This is a genomic window from Lentibacillus saliphilus (assembly GCF_019093865.1).
Taxonomy (GTDB): Bacteria; Bacillota; Bacilli; order Bacillales; family Amphibacillaceae; genus Lentibacillus_B; species Lentibacillus_B saliphilus.
This window is the reverse complement of sequence record NZ_JABJXD010000006.1, coordinates 16,915-38,588: the sequence shown is the minus strand read 5'-3', so window position 1 is coordinate 38,588 and position 21,674 is coordinate 16,915. Positions and strand designations below refer to the sequence as shown.

The following is a 21,674-nucleotide window of genomic DNA, read 5'->3' as shown; positions in this document are numbered from 1 at the left end:
TGGAACAGGACATCAGGTAATTCCGAGTTGTGAGGTTAAGAAGGATATGCCATATGATCGAGTTCACATAAGACTCTTGAGGATGTTAAAAGGGAACATCTGAATATGCTGAGATGTTATAGCGCATTTAAGACAGTGATTCAAATATACCGGAAATACCTCGTATCGTTTTCATTAAAATAGGCAAGACTTTCAATAATAATACTTTACATAGCAGGGAATCCGGTGTACGATCTAATATATACATGTTACTGTCGTTGACGAGAAGAGTAGGCATCGATCCTGTCTCTAGAGAGTCGCTGGTTGGTGGAAAGCGATGACGGATGTTGACTGAAGATCATCTCTGAGATGTTTTACCGAACGAAACCAAGTAGGTAAAACCGGCTGGCGGCCGTTATTCGTCTACCGAGTGCCGTACGTTACAATGTGTACGGAATATGGGTGGTACCGCGGAATAGTCCGTCCCTGTTTTTATACAGTGGGCGTTTTTTTGTGTTTACGCACTCGATTATGAACGCCATCATACAGTCATTTCCAGACAACGCACTTAGGTTGTCATTCAAAATACATGTCATTTAAGAGGTGAAAAATTATGCGTAGTGTCAATACAAAAGAAGCGGCATTGGACCGCGAAAATCGCGTAAAAGATTATTGGAAAGAGGAAAATGTGTTCAGACGTTCTATGGATGAACGCGAAGGTGCGGAGACGTTTGTTTTTTATGAAGGGCCTCCTACCGCTAACGGTATGCCTCATGCTGGACACGTGCTTGGCCGTGTTATCAAAGACTTTGTTGGCCGTTATAAAACGATGCAAGGCTATCAGGTTCTACGTAAAGGTGGCTGGGATACACACGGCCTGCCTGTCGAATTAGAAGTTGAGAAGCAGCTTGGCATCTCTGGCAAGCAAGAAATTCAAGAATACGGTGTCGAAAAGTTTATCGAAGAATGTAAGAAAAGTGTTTTCAACTATGAAAAGGAATGGCGTGAGTTTACTGAATCCATCGGCTATTGGCTCGATATGGATGATCCTTATGTGACGCTGCAAAACCGTTACATTGAAAGCGTCTGGTATATTTTAAGTGACTTGCATAAACGGAACCTGCTTTCTAAAGGCCATCGTGTTAGTCCATACTGCCCAAGCTGTCAAACGACTTTAAGTTCTCATGAAGTCGCCCAAGGTTATGAAGACGTTAAAGACCTGTCTGCAACAGCGAAATTTAAAGTGAAGGGTTCAGACAACGAATTTTTCCTCGGCTGGACAACGACACCATGGACATTGCCAGCTAACGTTACGCTCGTCGTCAATCCTGACCTTGATTATGTTAAAGCTGAGCAAAACGGTGACGTATATATCTTGGCAGAAGCTTTGGTTGACAAAGTACTAGGTGAGTCTTACGAGATCGTATCGCGCCATAAAGGGAACGACCTTGTCGGTATCGATTATGAGCCTGTTTTCCCATTTATGAAGCCAGAAAAAGGGCATTTTGTTGTCGCAGCAGACTTTGTCACATCTGACAGCGGTACAGGTATTGTCCATGCAGCGCCTGCTTACGGTGAAGATGACTACAAGCTCGTTCAAGAAAAAGGGCTATCTTTTTATAACGTCGTCGATGGGCAAGGCCGTTATACGGAGGATATTCCAATTTTCGCAGGTCGTTTTGTTAAAGATTGTGACGTCGATATTGTTAAATACCTTTCTGATAAAGGGCTTTTATACCATAAGGAAAAGTACGAGCACAGCTATCCACACTGCTGGCGTTGCGATACACCGCTTTTATATTACGCAATTGAAAGCTGGTTCATTAAAACAACAGACCTTAAAGATCAATTTATTGCTAATAACGAAACGGTTGAATGGCACCCAGATCATATCAAGCACGGCCGTTTCGGAAATTTCCTAGAAAATATGGTGGACTGGAATATCGGACGTAACCGTTTCTGGGGAACACCACTCCCGATCTGGATTTGTGATTCCTGTGATCATCAATATGCACCACATAGTCAAGCAGATCTTCAGGAAAAAGCGATCGGTGACATCGGTGATATTGAGCTGCATAAACCATATGTCGATCGTGTAGAGCTGAAATGTGAAAAATGTGATGGCATCATGCACCGCGTTCCTGAAGTTATCGACGTCTGGTTTGACAGTGGTTCTATGCCATATGCACAGCAGCATTATCCGTTTGAAAACAAAGAACAATTCGAGAAGCAATTCCCGGCTGATGTGATTTGTGAAGGTATTGACCAAACCCGTGGCTGGTTCTACAGCTTACTCGCTGTGTCTACCTTATTTACTGGAAAAGTACCTTACAAGCGTGTGCTATCCACTGGACATATTCTCGATGAAGAAGGCCGTAAAATGTCTAAGAGTAAGGGTAATGCACTTAATCCAACCGATATCGTTACGAAATTCGGTGCAGACGCCTTCCGTTGGGCACTTCTAGCTGACAGTGCACCATGGAATAACAAACGTTTTTCCGAACGTGTTGTTATTGAAGCGAAATCCAAGGTCATTGACACACTCGTCAACACACATGGCTTTTACACATTGTACGCCAACATTGATGGGTACACATTTGACGAAGCAGAAGCTGGAGAGAAAACGTTGCTTGATCGTTGGGTTACGTCGCGCTTGAATTCGGTGACGATCGTCGTTGAAGAAGCACTTAATGCGTATGATTTTACAAAAGCCGCTAAAGCGCTTGAACGCTTCATTGACGAGCTCAGCAATTGGTACATCCGCCGCTCCCGTGACCGTTTCTGGGAAGAAGGCATGACGCCATCCAAACAGGCTGCTTATCATACATTGCATCAAGTGTTGACACAGCTCAGCAAGCTTATGGCACCATTTACGCCATTTATTGCCGAGGATATTCACCAAAACCTAACTGGTACAAGTGCTCACTTAGCATTTTTCCCGAAAGTGGATGAAGCCCTCGTTGATGAACAGCTTGAAAAAGATATGGATGCTGTCCTACAGGTTGTTGAATTGGCACGTGGTGTTCGTAACACTGAAGCCATCAAAACAAAACAGCCGCTTTCAGAGCTAACGATCATTCCAGTTAATCCGGATAAAGGTGCCGCACTTGAAACATACAGCAGCATCATCAAGGATGAAATTAATGTGAAGGACGTCGTTGTCAAGCATTCATCTGATGATCTTGTACGCTATGACGTTAAGCTAAACTTCCGAGCAGCTGGACCTGTTCTCGGTAAAAACGTTCGCGTCGTTAAGAACTATCTTGAAGCATTGTCTGATGAACAGGCCGCACAGATTGTTGCGAATGAAAAAGCAATCGTACCTACAGATGATGGCGACACGGAAGTGACGATGGATCTATTAACGGTTGAGCGTATCGCTGATGCAGGCTTGTCTATGGGATCAAACCAAGACTTCCACGTCGTTCTCGATACAACGATTACTGAAGCATTGCGCCTTGAAGGCTTGGCACGTGAAGTGATCCGTGCCATTCAAGACGAACGCAAGCAACAGGATCTCCCAATTGACTTGCGCATCAACATCGTCCTTGATGGTGATGATGATATCGTTGCAGCCATTAAAGCGAATGAATCATTAATTCGCGACAACGTTCTTGTTAAAGAGCTCGCCATTGGTGAAGATCAGGCAAATGAGGATATGAAATCATATACGCTTGGTGACAACACGTTGAAGCTAGCTTTCCAAAAATAATGACACTTTGAAATGGAATCAATGCAAGGCACGCATTCTTGAGCAGAATGCGTGCCTTTTAGTATCCACTAATTTATTTGTAGGGAGATTAAGAAGAAGAGCAAAGTGATCATAAAAAAATACCGAATGATGAATAAACATCATTCGGCCAAAATTGGGAGTAGCAAAACTACATTTAAGCGTTTTTCAGTTGGATGGCTTGTTCAAGGACTTTGTCGCCTTGGATCATGCCGTATGCCATTGAGTCGATAATGTCGACTTTGATACCTTTTGGTTCTACAAGTGCTCTGATGTTCTTTTCCAAGAAGCGCACTTGTGGTCCGATTAGAACGACATCAAGCTCATCTAGACTGCTTTTTAATTGTGATTCTGGATAAGCATCGATCGTTGCATCCATCCCTCTTGTTTCTGCAGCCTCTCTCATTTTCTTTACGAGCATGGATGTGGACATACCTGCTGAACAGACTAGAGCGATATTCATCTTATCTCTCCTCCTCCAATTGTTGCATTTTCTCATACATACTAATCATTTCAACCGCTAAATCCTTAACTGTCATCGCTGTCATAAGATGATCCTGAGCATGAACGAGAATAACACCGACTTGATGGTTGTTGCCTTCTGCTTCTTCTGTCAATAGCTTTGTTTGCTCATGATGCGCTTTGGTGAATTCTGCTTCTGCTTCCTCTATCTTACCTCTTGCTTCAGCAAACTTATATTCTTTTGCACAATGTATCGCTTCCATTGCAGATGAGCGTGCATTCCCAGCATGCAGGATGATCGTAAAGGATAGCATTTGTATGTCTTTTTGAATATCTTCTGTTACACCTTCATGATGTGTCGTCATGATTGACCCTCCGTTTTCTGTCTTAAAGCTCTAACCCCAGCCATAACAAATGGGATATATATGACGATTGCTACAAACAGATTCACCAGCTGCAGCAGTATACCTCGAATACTACCACCTGTTACCAAATATCCACTCAAGATTGGTGGTGTCGTCCATGGTACAAAGGCAACAGTTCTTGGTACGATGCCGAGCCATAAAGCAAAGTAGGAAATAACCGTTAATGTTACCGGCACTAATACAAATGGTATGAGCATAACTGGGTTTAGTACGATTGGCAAACCGAAAATGACAGGCTCGTTAATATTAAAAAATGATGCTGGAGCCCCTAGCTTTGCCACTTGGCGATACGGGTGGTTTTTCTCACGCTGTATAACAATGAAAATAGCAATGAGTAATGCGATCGTTGTACCTGATCCTCCCATAAAGACAAAAGAATCCAAGAAAGGCTTTGTGACAATGTTTGGTACGTCGACTGCAGACATGCCCGCCTTAAATGCAGCAATATTTTCCTCAATTAATGGTAGATAAATAGGCTCAATAACACCACCGAGAATATTCGTACCATGTAATCCAAAGAACCATAAGATATGATTTAAGAATGCAATAAGTAATGCTGCTGGTAATGTATTGCCTAACGCTTGAAGTGGTTCCTGAATAATTTTAAATATCATTTCAAATACACTGATATCGATTAGCGCTGCCCATACCGCTTGGAAAATACCAACCCCCAATAAAATAACTGTTGCTGGGAGTAAAGATTTAAAGGATTTAACGACCCCTTCAGGAACACCCTCCGGCATCTTAATCGTAAACTTGGAATTGACCAGTAACCTAAATAGCTCTGTTAATACGAGCGCTAAAATGATCGCTACGAAAAGGCCTTGTGTGCCTAACCATGCCATTTGCAGACCCCAATCAGTAGGTGTAGCCGGCACAAGCATAATATAAGATGCTGTTGCAATTAGCCCTGCTGATAACCCATCTACTTCATATGACTTGGCTAAATTGTACGCAATGGTGAATGCAATAAGCATCCCAAGTATGGCAAATGTACCGTTCCATATTGTTCCTGTCGTGACTTGCCAGTTTCCTTCACCAAAAATATTATTTAATATACCGACGAAATCAAATTTCCCAATTGGTGGGAAGTTCTGGAATAACACGGCGAACGCACCAATAATGATGAGTGGCATGGCAGCTACAAAACCATCACGAATTGCAACAAGATGTCTTTGTGCGCCTATACGACCAGCTATTTCTATGAATTTATTCATTTTCATCCCCCTATAGATTGAATTGTGGTAAATACACCCCATGAGCTTTTAACAAGTCGTCTAATAACGTCTTACTCTTCTTTTCATCTGATATTAACGGGTTCATAACCATTGCTAGATAAGCATCTTCATAATTTCCACTAACAGCTGCCTGAATCACAAGCTCCTCAAACGCTTTCATATTGAGCGTAATGCCTCTAACAGATGCAGGAATTCGTCCGACAGCAATTGGTTTCGGACCATGACGTGTTATGACAGCATTGACTTCAATAACAGCATCATCTGGTAGATCGGAAATTGCCCCATTGTTCAATGTATTGACGGTTTGAATATCTTCTTTATTGTTATAAATCGAATCCATTAAGCTACATGCAACATCACTATAAAATGCACCACCCCTCTCTTCAAGCTCCTTTGGCTTCACATCTAAATCAGGATTTTTATAAATCTCAAAAAGAGATTTTTCCAAATCCATCACAACCTCTGCTCTTGTACCATGCTCCTCATAAGCCTTTAGGTCTTTTTTCAATACCTCCTCTGTTTGGAAATAGTATTGATGATAAGGATTTGGCAAAAGCTGTGTGGAATTGATGAATGTCTTTGACCAACCGAGGTTCACAATATTTGCTGGTGAGTAATCGAGATCGGCATTTAATAACGTTTCCAAAACGTCACTCGTGCGATCCTCACCTTTTACAAACACGTTTCTACCAAAAATGAAATGGTTCATTCCTACAAATTCAATCTTGACGTCATCTGGATTAGCCTCCAATATCTCTGCTGTTGAATGACGCATATTATAAGGAATATTGCACACACCGATGACCTTCTTGTGAGGTGAATGCTTTAATAACGCTTCTGTGACGATACCTGCAGGGTTGGTGAAATTAATAATCCAAGCATTCGGACAAATCTCATGAACCTGCCGGGCAAGCTCCAACAACACCGGAATCGTCCTGAATGCTTTAAAGATCCCACCAGCGCCATTCGTCTCCTGACCAATGAATCCGTGACTAAGTGGGATGCGCTCATCATCTGAACGCGCTTCCAATCCACCGACACGTATTTGCGTAGATACAAAATCAGCATTCTCAAGTGCTTTTCGTTGATCTAATGTCCAAGATAGCTTAATAGGTTTTTGAGCTTTTTCAATCATCCGTTTTGCGAGATGGCCTATAATTTCAAGTTTTTCTTTTCCTGCTTCTATGTCGACTAGAACAATTTCAGAAACTGGAAACTGCTCATGCCGTTTAATTAAGCCTTCAATGATCTCGGGTGTATAGCTTGATCCACCACCAACCACAACAATTTTTACTGACATATCTATCTCTCCTTTTAAACTAGGGTGCTAATTGTATCTACAAGTTATATTTGTATCATACAATAACAACTAGAATATGTCTAAGCATAAACTCTCATACATAACATTTATCATCTTTTTCAACCGACAAGAACTTACACCTAAAGGGGTATTGGGTTGAAAGCGCTTTAATATATTTTAAAAAAAATATATCTCGGCTCACTTAAAATGTATCATACATTTATTTATTTGTCTATAACAATTAAAATTTTATTTATAATGATCCTATGACTGTATTAGTTGTTATCATAAGGAGGATCTTGTACACTTAAACTAAGTATTCATTATGACAAGAGCAGCAATTGTTATCGTCATGTTATTAATATGTATGACTTTTCAAGTTCATAACGCTCTATACTCATTTTAATAAATTAGATCTGTTTAAATGACGTCATTAAACTTACGATATAAGGAGTAGGGCCATGGAAAATAATAAATCATTGTATGCATACATTAAAGACAAATTACTCAATGACATTAAAACAAATGTTTATAAAAAAGGTGAAAAAATCCCTCCGGAGTTAGAGCTCTGTGAAACATTTAATGTGAGCCGTACAACGGTCCGAACAGCACTTCATCAGCTGACACTAGAAGGTTATCTTGTCCGCAAGCAAGGAAAAGGCACTTTTGTAGCAGATGAAAAGGTTAAACAAACACTTACCCACACTGTCAAAAAGTATAGTGATCAAATTTCCACACAAGGAAAAACGCCACAAATCGAATTGGTTGATATCAGTGTCGTTCCAGCAAATGAACATCTATTGCATTCTCTAGATATTTCTATAAAGGATCCTATTCAACGTATCGAACGTATACGTAAAGCGAATGGAGAGCCAACACAATATGAGATTGCCTTTGTTCCTTGGACTGTTGCACCTGGCATTAACAAAGAACAGGTCGAAACATCCTTATACTCAGCATTAAAAGAACATTTCAATGTTCATATTGCAAAGACGACTGAACATATTGAAATCACTTTGGCTGACGCACACATTTGCGAACTTTTGCAGTGTGAAGAAGGTCTACCTTGCTTCTACATGGAAACAATTGCGGAGGATGAAACTGGGAAGCGTATTGAATTTTCCCGTGCGTACTATCGAGGAGATAAAACAAATTTCTTAATTGAACGGGATTATCCGTTGCATGATTTTTAATCATTAAGGGGGGCATACATATGAAAGTGCTATTTAATGCAGATGACTTCGGTTTAACAAAAGGGGTAACGGATGGAATTATCCATGCACATACGAAGGGCGTCGTCGGAGCTACAACCTTAATGATGAATGGTCGCGCAACTGATTATGCGGTTCGTAAAGCAAAAGCACATCCTTCATTAAAGATTGGCATTCATCTCGTTCTAACGTGGGGAAAGCCGATTTCTAATGATGTCACAAGTCTCGTAGATGAGAATGGTCTGTTTAAATTCAAAAATACGTTCGCCAGCATGGAGCCGCCAAACGTTGAGGCGGTTCGAAAAGAGTGGATGCATCAGATTGAAGCTTTTTTGGAAACAGGATTAAAGCTTCACCACATTGATAGCCATCACCATGTTCATGGCTGGCCACCACTAAAAGATATCGTCATTAACCTAGCTCAACAGTACAATGTTAAAGTGCGCTATGTAGATAGTTTAAAAGATGAGCATCAGCTGCTTTTGACAGAAACGCTTTATACCGATTTTTATGAACAGGGTGTTAACGATAAGATCTTTAATCGCCTCCAATCCCTTGATACTGCTTCTGTTGAGGTCATGACCCATCCTGCATACGTTGATCAAGATTTGCAAGAGATCAGCTCCTACTTAGAAAAACGCGAAGAGGAGCTTGCCATACTCACCAGCTTAAATGTTCCTGATTGGGCAAATATAGTATAAGCCAATGTCATAAAAAAAAGCCTGATAGAATTGACGGTTTTCCCGTCCATCTATCAGGCTTTTTTACACACAAAGCTTCATGCTATTTTTTTAGTTCAACAGTCTTCACATGCCCTCACTAGCCTTATTCACATACTTCCGCATATGATCTTCCACACCTGCCAGAACAATTGGCGCAGGATCGAGATCAATATTAAGCTCCATTGCCGATCCGTCCGTTGGCAAGCCGCTTTGGAAAATCTCTTCATATTCCGCAACGGTTAATGCTTGTCGCGCCGCAAATAATGCATCATGTGCTGACACATGTAAATGGGTCTTGTAGCCTGGCTGCAAAATGCCGCTAAAGAATTCCCCAACCGCTCCAGAACCGTAGCTAAAGAGACCAATTCGGTCACCGGCAGACAGATCGTCTTGTTGTTCAAGCAGAGACAGCACGCTCAAATAAAGCGAGCCTGTATATATATTTCCGACGTTTCGATTATAAATTTGACCTTTTTGGAAATTTGCTTGCAGACGTTCCTGAACAACTTCGTCACCTTCTTCAAGTACGGTTCGCAAAGCTTTTAAGCCCATTTTCGTATAAGGCAAATGAAAACAAATCGCTGCAAAATCCTTTAATGTTAAGTTGTTTTGGACTTTATATTGCTCCCAAACACGGGAAAAGAACGATAAATACTGTTCGTTAGAAAATTTACCATCAACAAAAGCCATTTCTGAATAGACAGGACGCCAAAAGTCCATAATGTCATCCGTTAAATAAACACTATCATCCTCAAGTGCCATTATTTTCGGATCTTGTCCGATTAATAGAGCAACAGCTCCAGCGCCTTGAGTGACCTCACCACCAGTATTTAAACCATATCTCGCAATATCCGAGCCAAGAACAAGCACTTTACGATCAGGATGCAGTGCCACATGTCCTTTTGCCATTTGAATGGCAGCCGTAGCCCCGTAGCAAGCCTGCTTCACTTCAATGCAGCGTGCACCAGGCTTGAGTCCAAGTAATTGATGCACATATATCGCAGCTGATTTCGAATGATCAATACCAGATTCCGTCGCAAAAATAACGAAATCAATCGCGTCTCTATCGACATCATCGACAATCTCCCAAGCAGCATTCGCAGCCATCGTTACAGGATCCTGTGTAAGTGGTGCCACCGCCATCTTTTCTTGACCAATGCCGATCGTAAATTTCCCCGGATCAACCTCACGTGCCTCTGCCAGTTCCGTCATATCAAGGTATAGATGTGGCGCAAAAAAACCGACCTTGTCTATGCCTATTTTCATGATGATTTCCCCTTTCGGTGCTGTATACAGCGTCTATTTGTTAGTTGATTCACAAGATAAGACATTAATGGTGAATAACGCTATAATAGTACATTACGATTTGTAAAACAACCACTTTACTTAGGGAAGAGCCTGTCGATTTACGTAAAGCACTTTATCTTATGACCACTTTTTCTCGTTCATAAGCGCTTTAGAACAACGCAATGTACATTCAAACCTCCAATATGAGTACAATCTTTCAAAGAAAAAATGATCACAACATAATAGATATGGTGTGATCATTTTTAAAAGTGATTGAGCCAATTAAACGACTGTTAAACAATCGTAGCCTTTATTGTATCGATCATCGTTAAACATCGTAATGATAATGCTCTTTAATCATTTCTGTTAAACCAATCTGATCCAAATATCTCGTCGGAACTAGCATTGTAACGGTAATAACGCCTGGATTCCTACCAATTTCAATAGAGCCCGTAATTGTTGCTCGGTTCATCACTTCAGCAACCTCTATGCCTAAAACATCAGCAGCACGTTTTAATCCATTGTCTGTTGCATCATTCAGCGTTGCACCCGTGCCTATGAAGGAAATTGGCAGTGAATCTTCAATCTCCTCAACGCCCCACTGTTGAGCAACGTTTAATGCCGCTTCTTTTTCCTTTTTTGTTAAAGACTTTGCCAAATGTGGTAAATCCTCCGCAACTGGTAACAGCATTGGTCCATCGATGGTAAGCCCTTTAATAACTTTTACTTGCAGGTCAACAATACCTGCCACATCAGCTGTATGTCCGGCAATTTCACCATTGCCCTGCATCGCATGCATATCACCGATATAGACACCGCCACCTTTAACTTTTACCGGGCAAATTAATATAGCGCCTTCCCGCACTCTATTAATATCCATATGACCATCTGTTCTATCTTCTAATTCTTCTTTGGATAAACCATATTCATGAGGCGCGTCTATTAAAAATTGGCCAAAATCACCTGCATTATGTGAATCTGGTAATGGTCTAGATGGCGTTGTTCCGAGCTGACCTAAAAACGGACGCAGACGCGCAGCAGTTCCAACCATATCATGGGGCGCAAATGTGACGATTGGGTTTTGCACTGAGTTTTCCGGTGTCGACATATAGTGATGACCATCTTTAGCGATTGCCTCAGCAGCCTGTTTATTTAACGTGACACCCACTTTTCGATTTGAATCAAAAGCAATCGTATAACCATTTGTAAACACAAATGGGGTTACATCTTGCCCACAATTTTTACAACGAATCGCTTCAGGTCCAACACCTTCTATTTTCGTTTCTGGATACAACTCTCCACAATTAGGACATTTTACAGCGACAAATGGATCACCTAAAAACCGACCGTCTACCGGCTGATCATTCCCAGATGCCGTTGCAATCGAGGTCACTGCAATCGATTTAATTCGAATTGCAATGGCATCCCCAACCTCTGCGCCTTCAATCATTACAGGTTTTGTAACTTCATGCCCACCACGAATACAAGGTGTGATCATTGGTCCCCAACACCCAGGTGCCGTATTCGCTATGATGTGACCACCATCTTTCACTGGACCTAGCATTTCTTCATTTGGATCCAAAATACCATTCGTGAATTCGTTCACATAAATTGTTTGATTCGCAGTCATCATAAGAGCCTCCCCAAATTATTTAAACGCTTACATTAAGTATAATACATGATATTATATTAGACCAAAGAAATGACGGACAGAATTTTAGTACGCGTTTGAGGATGTTGCTTTTTTTAATCATAATGGACAATGTCATAATGATCACTATGACGGTTAAATTAAGCCTATCCCATTTATAAGCTGCTGGCTACCTTGCTGACTTTTATAGGGGGGCATTTGTTTAAGTTTTGAACCCCAGTTAATATCAAAAAACTTTACACATGAAGACGTATTAACCATCATTATTTTCTCAGTGTTCACATTTACACTTTTAATTCCACTACAAATTCAATATAATAGATTTATTTAACTCTTATAAATGGACAAGGAGATTTCGATGAAACAACCTACAGAACAATGGACCTCGAAGATTGGATTTATATTAGCAACTGCTGGATCGGCAATTGGACTAGGAGCAATTTGGAAGTTCCCTTACATCGCAGGCGTTTCAGGGGGCGGCGCATTCTTTTTCATTTTTATGATTTTCACCCTTTTTATCGGAATGCCGATCTTGCTTGCTGAATTTATTATTGGTCGGGGCTCACAAAAAGACGCCATTAGGGCTTATACAGCTTTTGCACCTCACTCAAGATGGCATTACATCGGAATTCTTGGAATGATAACCTGTTTTATTCTTTTATCGTTTTACAGTGTTGTCGGTGGTTGGATCCTGCTTTATTTATTTCAAACGATCACAGGTCAGCTAACTGGACTAGCGGAAACTGAATATGGTGCACTCTTTAACGACGTCATCGCCAACCCATACATGAGTATTGTGGCGCAATTTATTTTTATGGTCGTTACAATTATTGTTGTTTCTAAGGGCGTTCAAAAAGGCATTGAAAAAGCAAGTAAAATTATGATGCCGGCTTTATTTATTGCTTTTATCATTTTAATCATCCGCTCTTTAACATTAGATAACGTTAGTGAAGGCATTTCTTTTTTCTTATATCCGGATTTTTCAAGCCTTAATTCAAAAACAATACTATTTGCACTGGGACAATCCTTTTTCTCAATAAGTGTCGGTGTGTCTGTTATGGTGACGTATAGCTCTTATTTATCTAAAAAAGAAGATTTGTCTAAATCAGCCTTTACAATTGTTTTAATGAATATTTTCATTTCGGTTTTAGCCGGGCTGGCTATTTTCCCAGCCGTGTTTTCATTTGGGTTTGAACCAACAGAAGGACCTGGCCTATTATTTATCGTGTTACCAGCAGTCTTTAACGAAATGCCTTTCGGTGTCGGCTTCTTGTTTATTTTCCTTATGCTGTTTTTATTTGCAACGTTCACGTCTGCGTTTTCGATGGTTGAGATCATTGTTGCAGCGCTAACAAAAGGGAAAAGTGAAAAACGCAGAAAAACAACATGGATTGTTGGCATCTGCATTTTCCTTGCAGGTATTCCGGCCGCACTATCTTACGGCGTATTAAGTGACTTTACGATCTTTGGCAAAACGATGTTTGATCTATCTGATTATCTCGTTTCTAATATACTCATGCCACTCGGGGCACTGGCGATCTCCATCTTTGCAGCGTTTAAAATTCCAAGAACAGTTTTGCTAGAGGAATTGAGTATGGGCTCCACCATTGGTAAACGCATATTCGCCATATGGTTTTTAATGATTAAATACATCGTGCCCATTGCAATTATCATCGTATTTCTAGATGTTACAGGTGTATGGAAGTTTTGATGGGGGTGCCTGGCACTCTCCGGATTATGTCTGAAAATGTCGGTTATGGTGCGACGTGATACTTGCTATGGAGCCGTGTTTATTTTCCGACTGAAATAAGGTATACTCTAATTAGAGAAGCGCATAACATATTAAAAGACCGCCCATGCTGATACATGGAACGGTCACGTGTACGATAGCCCTTCAGGGGGCGACTCACAATATCAGATGACTTAATCACCCTCGTTGCTTGCCAGGCTCAAGGGTGGTTATTCTTTTTCTGACAGAATGGACACGATTAACGCTCCAAAAGAGAGCATCAGAACCAGTGACTCAAAAACTGTCATTAGGCATCACCTCCCTTCTTGGATAAAAGCAAGAAAGGAAAGTGAGCCACCACCCATGAAAGCCCTATCATACTGTCCTGTATTATAGCATAAATAACCGCGCTCTAAATGAAGCATTTGATTCATTTTTTCTAGATGAGAGACAATGTAAAAGAGAGCTGACCTTCCAAAGTTCAGCTCCGATACCACTATATATTCCTTCTTAAAGCTTAAATCTCCCAATCATTTCACTTAGGTCTTCAGCGACTTTTGCGAGCTGCTGAGAGCTTTTAGCGACTTCTTCCATAGAGCTGCTCGTCTGCTGGGCGGAGGCTGCTGTCTGCTGAATACCTGCAGCTGATTGCTCTGAGATTGCTGCGATGTCCTGCATTGATGCGTTCATTTTTTGAGTATTATCATCGAGCTCATCCAAATTGTTAGATACATGTTGAATGCTAACGACCATTTCAGTAACCGCATCACGGATTTCATTAAATGTATGTTCAGTAGCGTGAATTTGTTCCGTACCACGCTCTACTTCTTCATATCCAGCCTTTAGAGAGGTAGAAACAAGGTCTGATTCATTTTGAATATTGTTAACGATTCCTGTAATATCATTGACTGAATCCGAAACTTGTTCGGCAAGTTTTTTCACTTCATCCGCTACTACCGTAAATCCTTTACCTTGTTCCCCAGCACGTGCCGCTTCAATTGCTGCGTTTAAGGCAAGAAGATTCGTTTGATCGGCTATATCTTTTATAACCGATACGAGCTTGGAAATTTCCTGTGATTGACTGTCGAGACTTTCTACTTTTACCACAGAATCCTTCACAATCTGATTGATTCTCTCCATTTGCTCTGTTGAAAGGTGCATGAGCTGACCACCATGATTGGTTTTATCTAAAACATCATTTGAATACGTTTCAATCTGATTCCCTTGTTCATTCGTTGCATCAATTTTTTCTACAAATGTTCCCATAACAGTAGATAAATCGCCTGCAGTCGTTGCTTGAGTCTCAGCGCCTGTTGCCAGCTCCTGCATCGTTACCGCAACCTGCTCTGTTCCTGTCGTCACTTCATTGGCAGACTGGGTTAATTCTTCACTATGCCCCGAAACGATTTCAGTAACTTCCTTGATACGTCCAATCAATTCACGATTATTTTCATTCATCGTATTTGTCGCTTTTACAAGCTCAGCTGTTTCATCTTTTGTATCTACAGAAAGGGGTTCTTGTGTTAAATCTCCCTGTGCGAGTGCAGTCATCCGATTCATTACAGCTTTGATCGGCTTAACAATTGACCTTGATGTGAGTAATGCAATGACAACCCCAATTACAACAACTAACCCCGAAATAACCATGATGAAAATATTCGACGCCTTTCCAACGGTAATAACTAAGTCACCGCCTGTTTCAACATTTTTCCGTTTTTCGTCTGTTAATTGCTCGAAACCTTCAATAACATCATGTGATAGAGGTGCAGCCGACTCCAAGGTACGTAAGGCGGCTTTATCGCGATGATCATTTACTTCCTCTAAAGCCTTTTCCATCATTGCAGTCCACTGGCTTTTCTTTTCCAACAAATCAAAAACAACGTCTGTGATTGCAACCTCTTCCATGCGTTTGTTAATTTCCTTACTTTCTTCTAATAGCTCGTATGCTGTCTGCTTACTCTCTTCATCATTAAACAAAGCATACCCTCGAACAAATGACCTTATCTCTGACATGTTATATGTCAAATCCTCATTAAGCATCATCAGCATAACCTGTTTATCAACGATTTCTACGGTCTGCTTATTGACTTCCTCAAAAGCTAGATACGTTAGTAAACTCAGTAAGAAAACGAACATAATAATTGTTGTAAAACCAGCAAGAATCTTTGTCTTAATACTTTTAAACTGAAATAACTTTCTCATGGTGTATCTCCTGTCTGTTAAAATATGCGGCATTAAGACATGTTAAGTCATAACTTAATACTACTATTTTTTATCGGCATATAGGTCTTTTTGTTTAGTGTTTCACAAAGTATGGTTCTAAAGTTCCACTATTATTGTTAGAGATAAATGTCAGTAAATTTTACACCTGACACTTAATACATAGTGTAATGACTTAAAAACGAAACACATAGGACAAATCTACAACCATACGAATGTAGCGCGACATATTTATATAGTGAACCATATAAGAAAGGAGAGTCTAATGAATGGCTAATTTTTTGCTTATTAACCCTCAATCATGCTGCCAAATCATGATTGACCATAAAACACAGCTTGTAGAACCAGCTATTACAGCCAACCCTGTCGATGTCAATCGCGTCTGCGAAGCCTGGATCGAAGGTGTTGTACCGGAAAAGGTTATTGTCGGTGGGAGACTCATAAAAACCATTACGTATGATGCACTTAATTCTCTCGGTATTCCTGAGCCTGGTACAATCAGAAGAGATGAAATTGGTTTTCAGTGTATGATTGACCGTGAGGATGTTAATGAAGGCGATGCTGAGGATTTTGAAGTTGTTGGCTGTACAGTCCTTGGCACTGTTTTTGAGCAATTAAACAACTTTGGGATGCGGACTAACACAGAAACCGGGGAAGAAGAGGAAGTCGCTTATAAATTGATCGAAAAAGACATTCTTAAAGTATGTGTGCGCAGGAGAGAGTCAGGACCAGAGCCTGGTGAATGTTGTACAAATACAATCGGGTTTTGGATGGACCGCAACGAGACTATTCCAGATAGTGAGTATTTAATGTATTTGCCGCAGACCATTGGTACACCAGGTGGCATGTTCACGGAAATTGTGACCACTCCTGAACGTGCTAGAGAGATCCTTCAGACAGGTCCGCCACCACAATACAACCAACTACGTCGACAGCTACTTGCAGCAAAATTAAATATTACGCGCTGCAGTGTTAATGAAGGCGAGACTGTAGAGCCTCCAGAAGCCGTTGCAACTGCCATTGAAACAGCAGATGATTATTTTGCTACAACGGATCCAGACAATCCTGGTCCTGTACCAGCAAACACAATTGATATACTGACCGCCTTTAACCAAGGTGCGTTTGCAGATGACGGATTTCCATTCTGTGGGTAACAACAGAGGGTTATATGCATGATCAACATTTAACAATGGAGAAAACCTATCTTTTTTAGATAGGTTTTCTCCATGTAACGTTATTATAAAGTCAAATAAACTGGTCGATCATACGTTAAAAGTAAATTGCGACATTTCAAAAATAAAAATGCCGAGGTTCTCCATCACGTCATTTTATAGCCCTCACTAGAAATACCGAATGATGGCGACAAGCATTTTACAGCATTATAGCAATCCAGTTTAACGGTTATACATTCATCGGTTTCTGTTACATAATCTACTGCACAAATGTCCTGCCATTCCACGTCCTCTGTCTCTTTATTAATAATCGATTGATTCGGACGAAGCAAAATGAGTGTGGCACATTGCTGCTTACAATCAACTGCCTTCACTTTAAAAAATACAGTTACGAAACAATCATCTTTCCCTACAGATCCAAATGTCATAAATGGATGCCCATAAGGCGTCTGCAGCATGATTGGGATATATCCATTATGCGCTTGCTTTGATGCTTTCGCTTTTCTCTGGGCATGTTGAATAGAAAGAAGGGTATCGCAAACACAATCATATGCATCTGTTGGATATGTTTTTTTATGATTTTCGCTCACATCATCCCTCCTCTCCGAATAGTCTATCAGTACATCTTATGTCATGGGGCATAAAGCCGTATAGATGAACAACCTAAATTCATTGAAACAATAAACGATTCTGTTACATAACATAATAACGGGTACAGCAAAGGAGGCGAATTAGGGTGGCGGCCAAGTCTAAGAAATTTCGGGAAATACAAGAAGCGCATAAAGCCAAACAGGCAAAAGAAGAAAAAGATGAAAAAGAGGCACATAAAAGCCATGAACACTGTGATTGTAAGGACAAATGCAATTGTATCGGTCCCCCTGGCAAGCGTGGAAAAAAAGGACAAAAAGGCGAAAAGGGAGACAAAGGTGAGCAAGGACCACGTGGTGCACGGGGGCCTGCTGGGCCATCTGGACAGCCTGGACGACCAGGACCTCCCGGGCCTCCTGGACAGCCTGGGCGACCAGGCCCACCCGGACCGCCTGGACCTCCGGGGCCACCCGGTCCACCTGGACCACCAGCTAAAAAGAAGCTATGCTGTTTTGAATTAGTCAAACATCAAACACAGCTTGTCCCACCAGCCATAAAAGGAACCGTATCCGTTCAAAAAGAAGTGCATGCAGTCATTGATAAAACGTGTGATGAGGTCATCGTCATCCAAGGTAAATTGCGTAAAATCATCACATATGATACACCTAAGGCGAGTGGGAAAACAATTATTGACGAGATCCCATTTCATTGCTTAATTGAAATTGACACCAAACACCCCAATCCATCCTATATCATTACTAAGCAGGACATTATCTGTGAAGTCAGCAGCTATGAATCGGCCTTTCGAAAAGGAGATGAAGGCGAAACATTAGCCTTCAGTCACACCGGAAAAGATGTCATTAAAATATGCGTTAAGAAATCAAAAGAGTAATCTGCATTAATATGAGTATGAACATCTTTTTTCCTGTGAACCGAACAAAGACATCACTATATGACAAAGGACGCTTTCGAAAAGGTTACACGACAGCGTCCTCTTTCTGTTATTTATACTTTTTTGAGTAGATAAATTCCGTAATAGGCAATGTTACAAATGTAAGACCAACCACGATCAGTAAAGGGAAATTTTCAATGTCATTAAAATTGGATACACCATCAAAAACGAATAAAACAAATACCGATAAAATCATTAAAGCGAAATAGCCTATCTTTGCACTTTTAAGTTCAATATGTTGGTCTAATTCATCTTTTTCCCTCGGGCCTTCAACATTTCCCCACGTCATCCAGTTGAAAAAATAAGCTAAACTTAAAAAGCTCAAAAAAATAGAACCACCATCTATCGTTCCAAACCTCACCCATTTATATAAAGAAAATCCTGTAACAACTATAAAAACAACAAAAGCCAGAACACCTATTATCTTTCTGGTATGCATCCCTTCTCCCCCACTCTTTGTCCATATGATTACGTCGGTACGTATAACATTTTCCCTCCTATCGTCTGTATACCGCTTCGTTAAACAGGAGAACATACTTTTTGAAAGGATTCTCCAGTTCATAAAGCTAGAACATATCATGACGGAGGTGAAAACATGTCAAAAAAACGCCCAAAAAAAGATGCCGCCAATGAATACCGGTTGTACAACCCTGATGCGCCCTATTATGATGACCAGCCTGAAGCTGAAACAACCCAGAGCAAAAAAACGACTAAACACAAAAAATAGTAAGTCCTCTTCGATTAGCGATTCACACAGGTTTATTAACGTCATGCCTGTGTGAATCAACTTATAAGACGGTGTTCACTGTTATGTTAAAAACGGATTTTCATAGGAAAAAAATATAAAAACTGAAGAGCGTCCTCAGCTTGAAGTGTGTTTTATCATCGTAGCAAACTTTAAAACGTATCTCCCAAAATAATAACGTATGTGGAAAGATATTTATGAAGATAGTGCTTTACTTATTGTCTGTAAAAGAGCGAACCAACATCGTTCCGGCTAAAACGGCTAAAATCATATGTGTTTCAGGTAAAAAGAAGATGTTAGGGTAAAAATCCTGTGATACCCCATACCATTTCACCCAATAGCTATTCGGTATAAAAACAAAAACAGACAATATCACTGTTGGAATAAGAAGCTTCCAGTTAAACTTAAACTGTCCTTTCAAAAGGTAACTTAAACCTTTCCATTCCATCAATACACCGAATAAGAACGCCCACAAAGACATTAATATGAATAGGGGATTCATTTCTGCTGATGCTCTTTCTAACTCTTTTTGAAGGTCATAGTAGTCCCCAACCAATAAAAAAAGTAAAATGATCATTCCTAAAATCACTGCTGAAGCACCTAAGATCTTTTTTTGAATAGTAAAACCTCCTTCGATATATTCATACAATTTAGAAAGCATCAAGTTTCTAAATCACTTTAATTTTATCAAAAAAAAAAAAAGTATCAATGTTTCGCAAAACTTTTTTAATAATTCGTCTGACACTCCTACTTTCCAAACAAAAAACATTTTTAACCGGACAGTCATTCACTGAATTCAGTAATCATATATTCTAAAGCAATAAACAAAAAAGCTTCTCAAAAGTTCAATGAACTCATGAAAAGCTTTCTTTTATGTCTTCAATATAAGCAGTTACAATAACTTATTATGCTTTAGGAGGTGTTCCTTCAGCGTTTCCTACAACTGCATCAATTTGGATTAAAGCATCTTTAGGTAAAGCTGATACGCCAACTGTTCTCCGCGCAGGAACGCCGCCTGGGAAGAATGTTTTGTAAGCTTCATCTACAGCATCCATATCTGCGATGTTTTTAACGAAGATATTTACTTTAACAACATCTTCCATAACGTGGTCGATGCTTTCTACAATTGCCTTGATGTTTTTCAAGCACTGTTCAGCCTGCTCTTTTACACCGCCAGCTACCATTTCACCCGTTTTTGGATCCAAAGGTAATTGAGCTGAAAGGTGGTTATAATGAGAAAATGCTACAGTTTGTGTAGATAGTGAATCCTTTGGTGCGTCGTCAGTGTTGTTTGCCCAGATAACAAGTCCATGTCTGTCTTCAACAGCTTGTGGCGGTGTACCATCTCCGTGTGAAACGACTGCTTCAATTTGGACTAAAGCATCCATCGGTAAAGCTGAAGCTTCAACCGTTGTCCGTGCAGGGACATAGGCTACAGTTCTAGCGATAGCTGAGTCTGGGAAAAATGTTGTATAAACTTCATTTACGGCATCGATATCGGATAGGTCCTTAAGGAAGACGTTGATTTTAACAATATCGTCAAATGGAACGTCGATGCTTTCTAAAATGGCCTTAATATTTTTTAAGCACTGTCCAGCTTGCTCTTTTACACCGCCAGCTACCAGTCTGCCTGTTTTAGGGTCAATTGGTAATTGAGCTGAAAGATTATTGTAATGAGAAAATGACACAGTTTGTGTAGATAGAGCACATGTTGGTGCATTTGCTGTGTTATTTGTAAGCTTAATGAGATCGCCTGCTTGTGGCGCGTTTGGAATTGTACCTTCACCATTTGAAACAAGTGCTTCAACTTGTACCAAAGCATCCATTGGTAAAGCTGCCACTGCGACTACCGTACGTGTAGGAACATAAGTTGTAAAGAATGACTTATAAACCTCGTCTACAGCGTCAACGTCTTTAATATCCGTAACGAATACAGTGATCCGAACAACATCATTCATAACATGATCGATGCTGTCTAAAATCGCCTTAATATTTTTAAAGCACTGTTCAGCCTGCTCCTTTATTCCACCAGCTACCAACTTGCCCGATTTCGGTTCAATTGGTAATTGAGCTGAAAGATTATTGTAGTGAGAGAAAGCTACAGTCTGTGAATATAGACCGTTTTCGTTTGGTGCATTTTCCGTATTTCTTCCTAATACTGTGTTATAGCCGCTCATGATAGTCTCCCTTACTAGATGAATTTATTAACCCAAATTCCACACCGCAAAAACCCGCTAAACCTAGCTCACTTTTGAGCAAGTGA

The 21,674-nt window shown here is 40.4% G+C and carries 19 protein-coding genes and 1 other annotated feature; of the genes, 7 read left to right on the top strand and 12 right to left on the bottom strand.

The window, feature by feature from the left end; genetic code table 11:
• Nucleotides 1-248 precede the first annotated feature (248 nt).
• Nucleotides 249-470: a binding site (T-box leader), on the top strand.
• Between the two features lie 122 nt (nucleotides 471-592).
• On the top strand, nucleotides 593-3,691 hold the full coding sequence (gene ileS, locus HPC67_RS10930) for an isoleucine--tRNA ligase (protein WP_217587810.1): 3,099 nt from the start codon (nucleotides 593-595) through the stop codon (nucleotides 3,689-3,691).
• Nucleotides 3,692-3,866: 175 nt separating this feature from the next.
• Here ileS and HPC67_RS10925 read toward each other — a convergent pair whose 3' ends face one another.
• Genes HPC67_RS10925 through HPC67_RS10910 form a run of 4 tightly spaced genes read right to left on the bottom strand, consistent with a single transcriptional unit; the run spans nucleotide 3,867 to nucleotide 7,134 of the window.
• A complete protein-coding gene (locus tag HPC67_RS10925; protein WP_217587803.1) occupies nucleotides 3,867-4,172 on the bottom strand; it encodes a PTS sugar transporter subunit IIB in 306 nt (101 codons plus the stop codon).
• 1 nt (nucleotide 4,173) lies between these two features.
• A complete protein-coding gene (locus HPC67_RS10920; protein ID WP_246570003.1) occupies nucleotides 4,174-4,536 on the bottom strand; it encodes a PTS lactose/cellobiose transporter subunit IIA in 363 nt (120 codons plus the stop codon).
• Nucleotides 4,533-5,813: a PTS sugar transporter subunit IIC gene (locus HPC67_RS10915; protein WP_425514316.1), complete on the bottom strand. Its 1,281-nt coding sequence runs from the start codon at nucleotides 5,811-5,813 to the stop codon at nucleotides 4,533-4,535. Before HPC67_RS10915 ends, HPC67_RS10920 begins: the two co-directional genes overlap by 4 nt.
• 10 nt (nucleotides 5,814-5,823) lie before the next feature.
• A complete protein-coding gene (locus HPC67_RS10910; RefSeq protein ID WP_217587799.1) occupies nucleotides 5,824-7,134 on the bottom strand; it encodes a 6-phospho-beta-glucosidase in 1,311 nt (436 codons plus the stop codon).
• Between the two features lie 461 nt (nucleotides 7,135-7,595).
• On the opposite strand from HPC67_RS10910, the gene HPC67_RS10905 reads away from it, so the two are divergent.
• Together HPC67_RS10905 and chbG are read left to right on the top strand one after the other, a co-directional pair.
• Entirely contained in the window at nucleotides 7,596-8,327 is a 732-nt protein-coding gene (locus tag HPC67_RS10905) for a GntR family transcriptional regulator (protein WP_217587798.1), read from the top strand.
• A 20-nt stretch (nucleotides 8,328-8,347) separates the two neighbouring features.
• The gene (gene chbG / locus HPC67_RS10900) at nucleotides 8,348-9,046 is read left to right on the top strand and encodes a chitin disaccharide deacetylase (RefSeq protein ID WP_217587797.1); all 699 of its coding nucleotides are present in this window, start codon (nucleotides 8,348-8,350) and stop codon (nucleotides 9,044-9,046) included.
• Nucleotides 9,047-9,151: 105 nt separating this feature from the next.
• On the opposite strand, the gene HPC67_RS10895 is transcribed toward chbG, so the two are convergent.
• Nucleotides 9,152-10,333, bottom strand: coding sequence for a hydroxymethylglutaryl-CoA synthase (locus tag HPC67_RS10895; RefSeq protein ID WP_217587795.1), 1,182 nt, complete (start codon nucleotides 10,331-10,333; stop codon nucleotides 9,152-9,154).
• Nucleotides 10,334-10,682: 349 nt separating this feature from the next.
• A complete protein-coding gene (locus HPC67_RS10890; protein WP_217587792.1) occupies nucleotides 10,683-11,984 on the bottom strand; it encodes an acetamidase/formamidase family protein in 1,302 nt (433 codons plus the stop codon).
• A gap of 379 nt (nucleotides 11,985-12,363) precedes the next feature.
• On the opposite strand from HPC67_RS10890, the gene HPC67_RS10885 reads away from it, so the two are divergent.
• Nucleotides 12,364-13,716, top strand: coding sequence for a sodium-dependent transporter (locus HPC67_RS10885; RefSeq protein ID WP_217587790.1), 1,353 nt, complete (start codon nucleotides 12,364-12,366; stop codon nucleotides 13,714-13,716).
• A 248-nt stretch (nucleotides 13,717-13,964) separates the two neighbouring features.
• Here HPC67_RS10885 and HPC67_RS16010 read toward each other — a convergent pair whose 3' ends face one another.
• The gene (locus tag HPC67_RS16010) at nucleotides 13,965-14,042 is read right to left on the bottom strand and encodes a putative holin-like toxin (protein ID WP_425514318.1); all 78 of its coding nucleotides are present in this window, start codon (nucleotides 14,040-14,042) and stop codon (nucleotides 13,965-13,967) included.
• Between the two features lie 202 nt (nucleotides 14,043-14,244).
• Nucleotides 14,245-15,936, bottom strand: coding sequence for a methyl-accepting chemotaxis protein (locus HPC67_RS10880; RefSeq protein WP_246570001.1), 1,692 nt, complete (start codon nucleotides 15,934-15,936; stop codon nucleotides 14,245-14,247).
• A gap of 287 nt (nucleotides 15,937-16,223) precedes the next feature.
• On the opposite strand from HPC67_RS10880, the gene HPC67_RS10875 reads away from it, so the two are divergent.
• On the top strand, nucleotides 16,224-17,108 hold the full coding sequence (locus HPC67_RS10875; RefSeq protein WP_217587784.1) for a hypothetical protein: 885 nt from the start codon (nucleotides 16,224-16,226) through the stop codon (nucleotides 17,106-17,108).
• Between the two features lie 164 nt (nucleotides 17,109-17,272).
• Here the strand turns inward: HPC67_RS10875 and HPC67_RS15895 are convergent, their stop codons facing one another.
• The gene (locus tag HPC67_RS15895) at nucleotides 17,273-17,716 is read right to left on the bottom strand and encodes a CotY/CotZ family spore coat protein (RefSeq protein WP_217587783.1); all 444 of its coding nucleotides are present in this window, start codon (nucleotides 17,714-17,716) and stop codon (nucleotides 17,273-17,275) included.
• A gap of 146 nt (nucleotides 17,717-17,862) precedes the next feature.
• Between HPC67_RS15895 and HPC67_RS10865 the strand changes: the two genes are divergently transcribed.
• Nucleotides 17,863-18,606, top strand: a complete 744-nt coding sequence (locus tag HPC67_RS10865) for a hypothetical protein (RefSeq protein WP_217587782.1) — start codon at nucleotides 17,863-17,865, stop codon at nucleotides 18,604-18,606.
• A 109-nt stretch (nucleotides 18,607-18,715) separates the two neighbouring features.
• On the opposite strand, the gene HPC67_RS10860 is transcribed toward HPC67_RS10865, so the two are convergent.
• Nucleotides 18,716-19,105, bottom strand: coding sequence for a hypothetical protein (locus HPC67_RS10860; protein WP_217587781.1), 390 nt, complete (start codon nucleotides 19,103-19,105; stop codon nucleotides 18,716-18,718).
• Nucleotides 19,106-19,261: 156 nt separating this feature from the next.
• On the opposite strand from HPC67_RS10860, the gene HPC67_RS15890 reads away from it, so the two are divergent.
• Nucleotides 19,262-19,393 (top strand): hypothetical protein, encoded by a 132-nt coding sequence (locus HPC67_RS15890; protein ID WP_281417520.1) that lies wholly within the window; start codon nucleotides 19,262-19,264, stop codon nucleotides 19,391-19,393.
• A 229-nt stretch (nucleotides 19,394-19,622) separates the two neighbouring features.
• On the opposite strand, the gene HPC67_RS10855 is transcribed toward HPC67_RS15890, so the two are convergent.
• Nucleotides 19,623-20,072: a hypothetical protein gene (locus HPC67_RS10855; protein ID WP_217587780.1), complete on the bottom strand. Its 450-nt coding sequence runs from the start codon at nucleotides 20,070-20,072 to the stop codon at nucleotides 19,623-19,625.
• Nucleotides 20,073-20,316: 244 nt separating this feature from the next.
• Nucleotides 20,317-21,588, bottom strand: coding sequence for a RidA family protein (locus HPC67_RS10850; protein WP_217587779.1), 1,272 nt, complete (start codon nucleotides 21,586-21,588; stop codon nucleotides 20,317-20,319).
• Nucleotides 21,589-21,674 lie beyond the last annotated feature (86 nt).

Coding starts and splice junctions, on each gene's coding strand:
- HPC67_RS10915 (WP_425514316.1), bottom strand. CDS start 5,813: ATGAATAAATTCATAGAAATAGCTGGTCGTATAGGCGCACAAAGACAT.
- HPC67_RS10890 (WP_217587792.1), bottom strand. CDS start 11,984: ATGACTGCGAATCAAACAATTTATGTGAACGAATTCACGAATGGTATT.
- HPC67_RS10920 (WP_246570003.1), bottom strand. CDS start 4,536: ATGACGACACATCATGAAGGTGTAACAGAAGATATTCAAAAAGACATA.
- HPC67_RS10850 (WP_217587779.1), bottom strand. CDS start 21,588: ATGAGCGGCTATAACACAGTATTAGGAAGAAATACGGAAAATGCACCA.
- HPC67_RS10885 (WP_217587790.1), top strand. CDS start 12,364: ATGAAACAACCTACAGAACAATGGACCTCGAAGATTGGATTTATATTA.
- HPC67_RS10860 (WP_217587781.1), bottom strand. CDS start 19,105: ATGCATACCAGAAAGATAATAGGTGTTCTGGCTTTTGTTGTTTTTATA.
- HPC67_RS10875 (WP_217587784.1), top strand. CDS start 16,224: ATGGCTAATTTTTTGCTTATTAACCCTCAATCATGCTGCCAAATCATG.
- chbG (WP_217587797.1), top strand. CDS start 8,348: ATGAAAGTGCTATTTAATGCAGATGACTTCGGTTTAACAAAAGGGGTA.
- HPC67_RS10910 (WP_217587799.1), bottom strand. CDS start 7,134: ATGTCAGTAAAAATTGTTGTGGTTGGTGGTGGATCAAGCTATACACCC.
- HPC67_RS10855 (WP_217587780.1), bottom strand. CDS start 20,072: ATGCTTTCTAAATTGTATGAATATATCGAAGGAGGTTTTACTATTCAA.
- ileS (WP_217587810.1), top strand. CDS start 593: ATGCGTAGTGTCAATACAAAAGAAGCGGCATTGGACCGCGAAAATCGC.
- HPC67_RS10880 (WP_246570001.1), bottom strand. CDS start 15,936: ATGAGAAAGTTATTTCAGTTTAAAAGTATTAAGACAAAGATTCTTGCT.
- HPC67_RS10905 (WP_217587798.1), top strand. CDS start 7,596: ATGGAAAATAATAAATCATTGTATGCATACATTAAAGACAAATTACTC.
- HPC67_RS10925 (WP_217587803.1), bottom strand. CDS start 4,172: ATGAATATCGCTCTAGTCTGTTCAGCAGGTATGTCCACATCCATGCTC.
- HPC67_RS10895 (WP_217587795.1), bottom strand. CDS start 10,333: ATGAAAATAGGCATAGACAAGGTCGGTTTTTTTGCGCCACATCTATAC.
- HPC67_RS15890 (WP_281417520.1), top strand. CDS start 19,262: ATGTCAAAAAAACGCCCAAAAAAAGATGCCGCCAATGAATACCGGTTG.
- HPC67_RS16010 (WP_425514318.1), bottom strand. CDS start 14,042: ATGACAGTTTTTGAGTCACTGGTTCTGATGCTCTCTTTTGGAGCGTTA.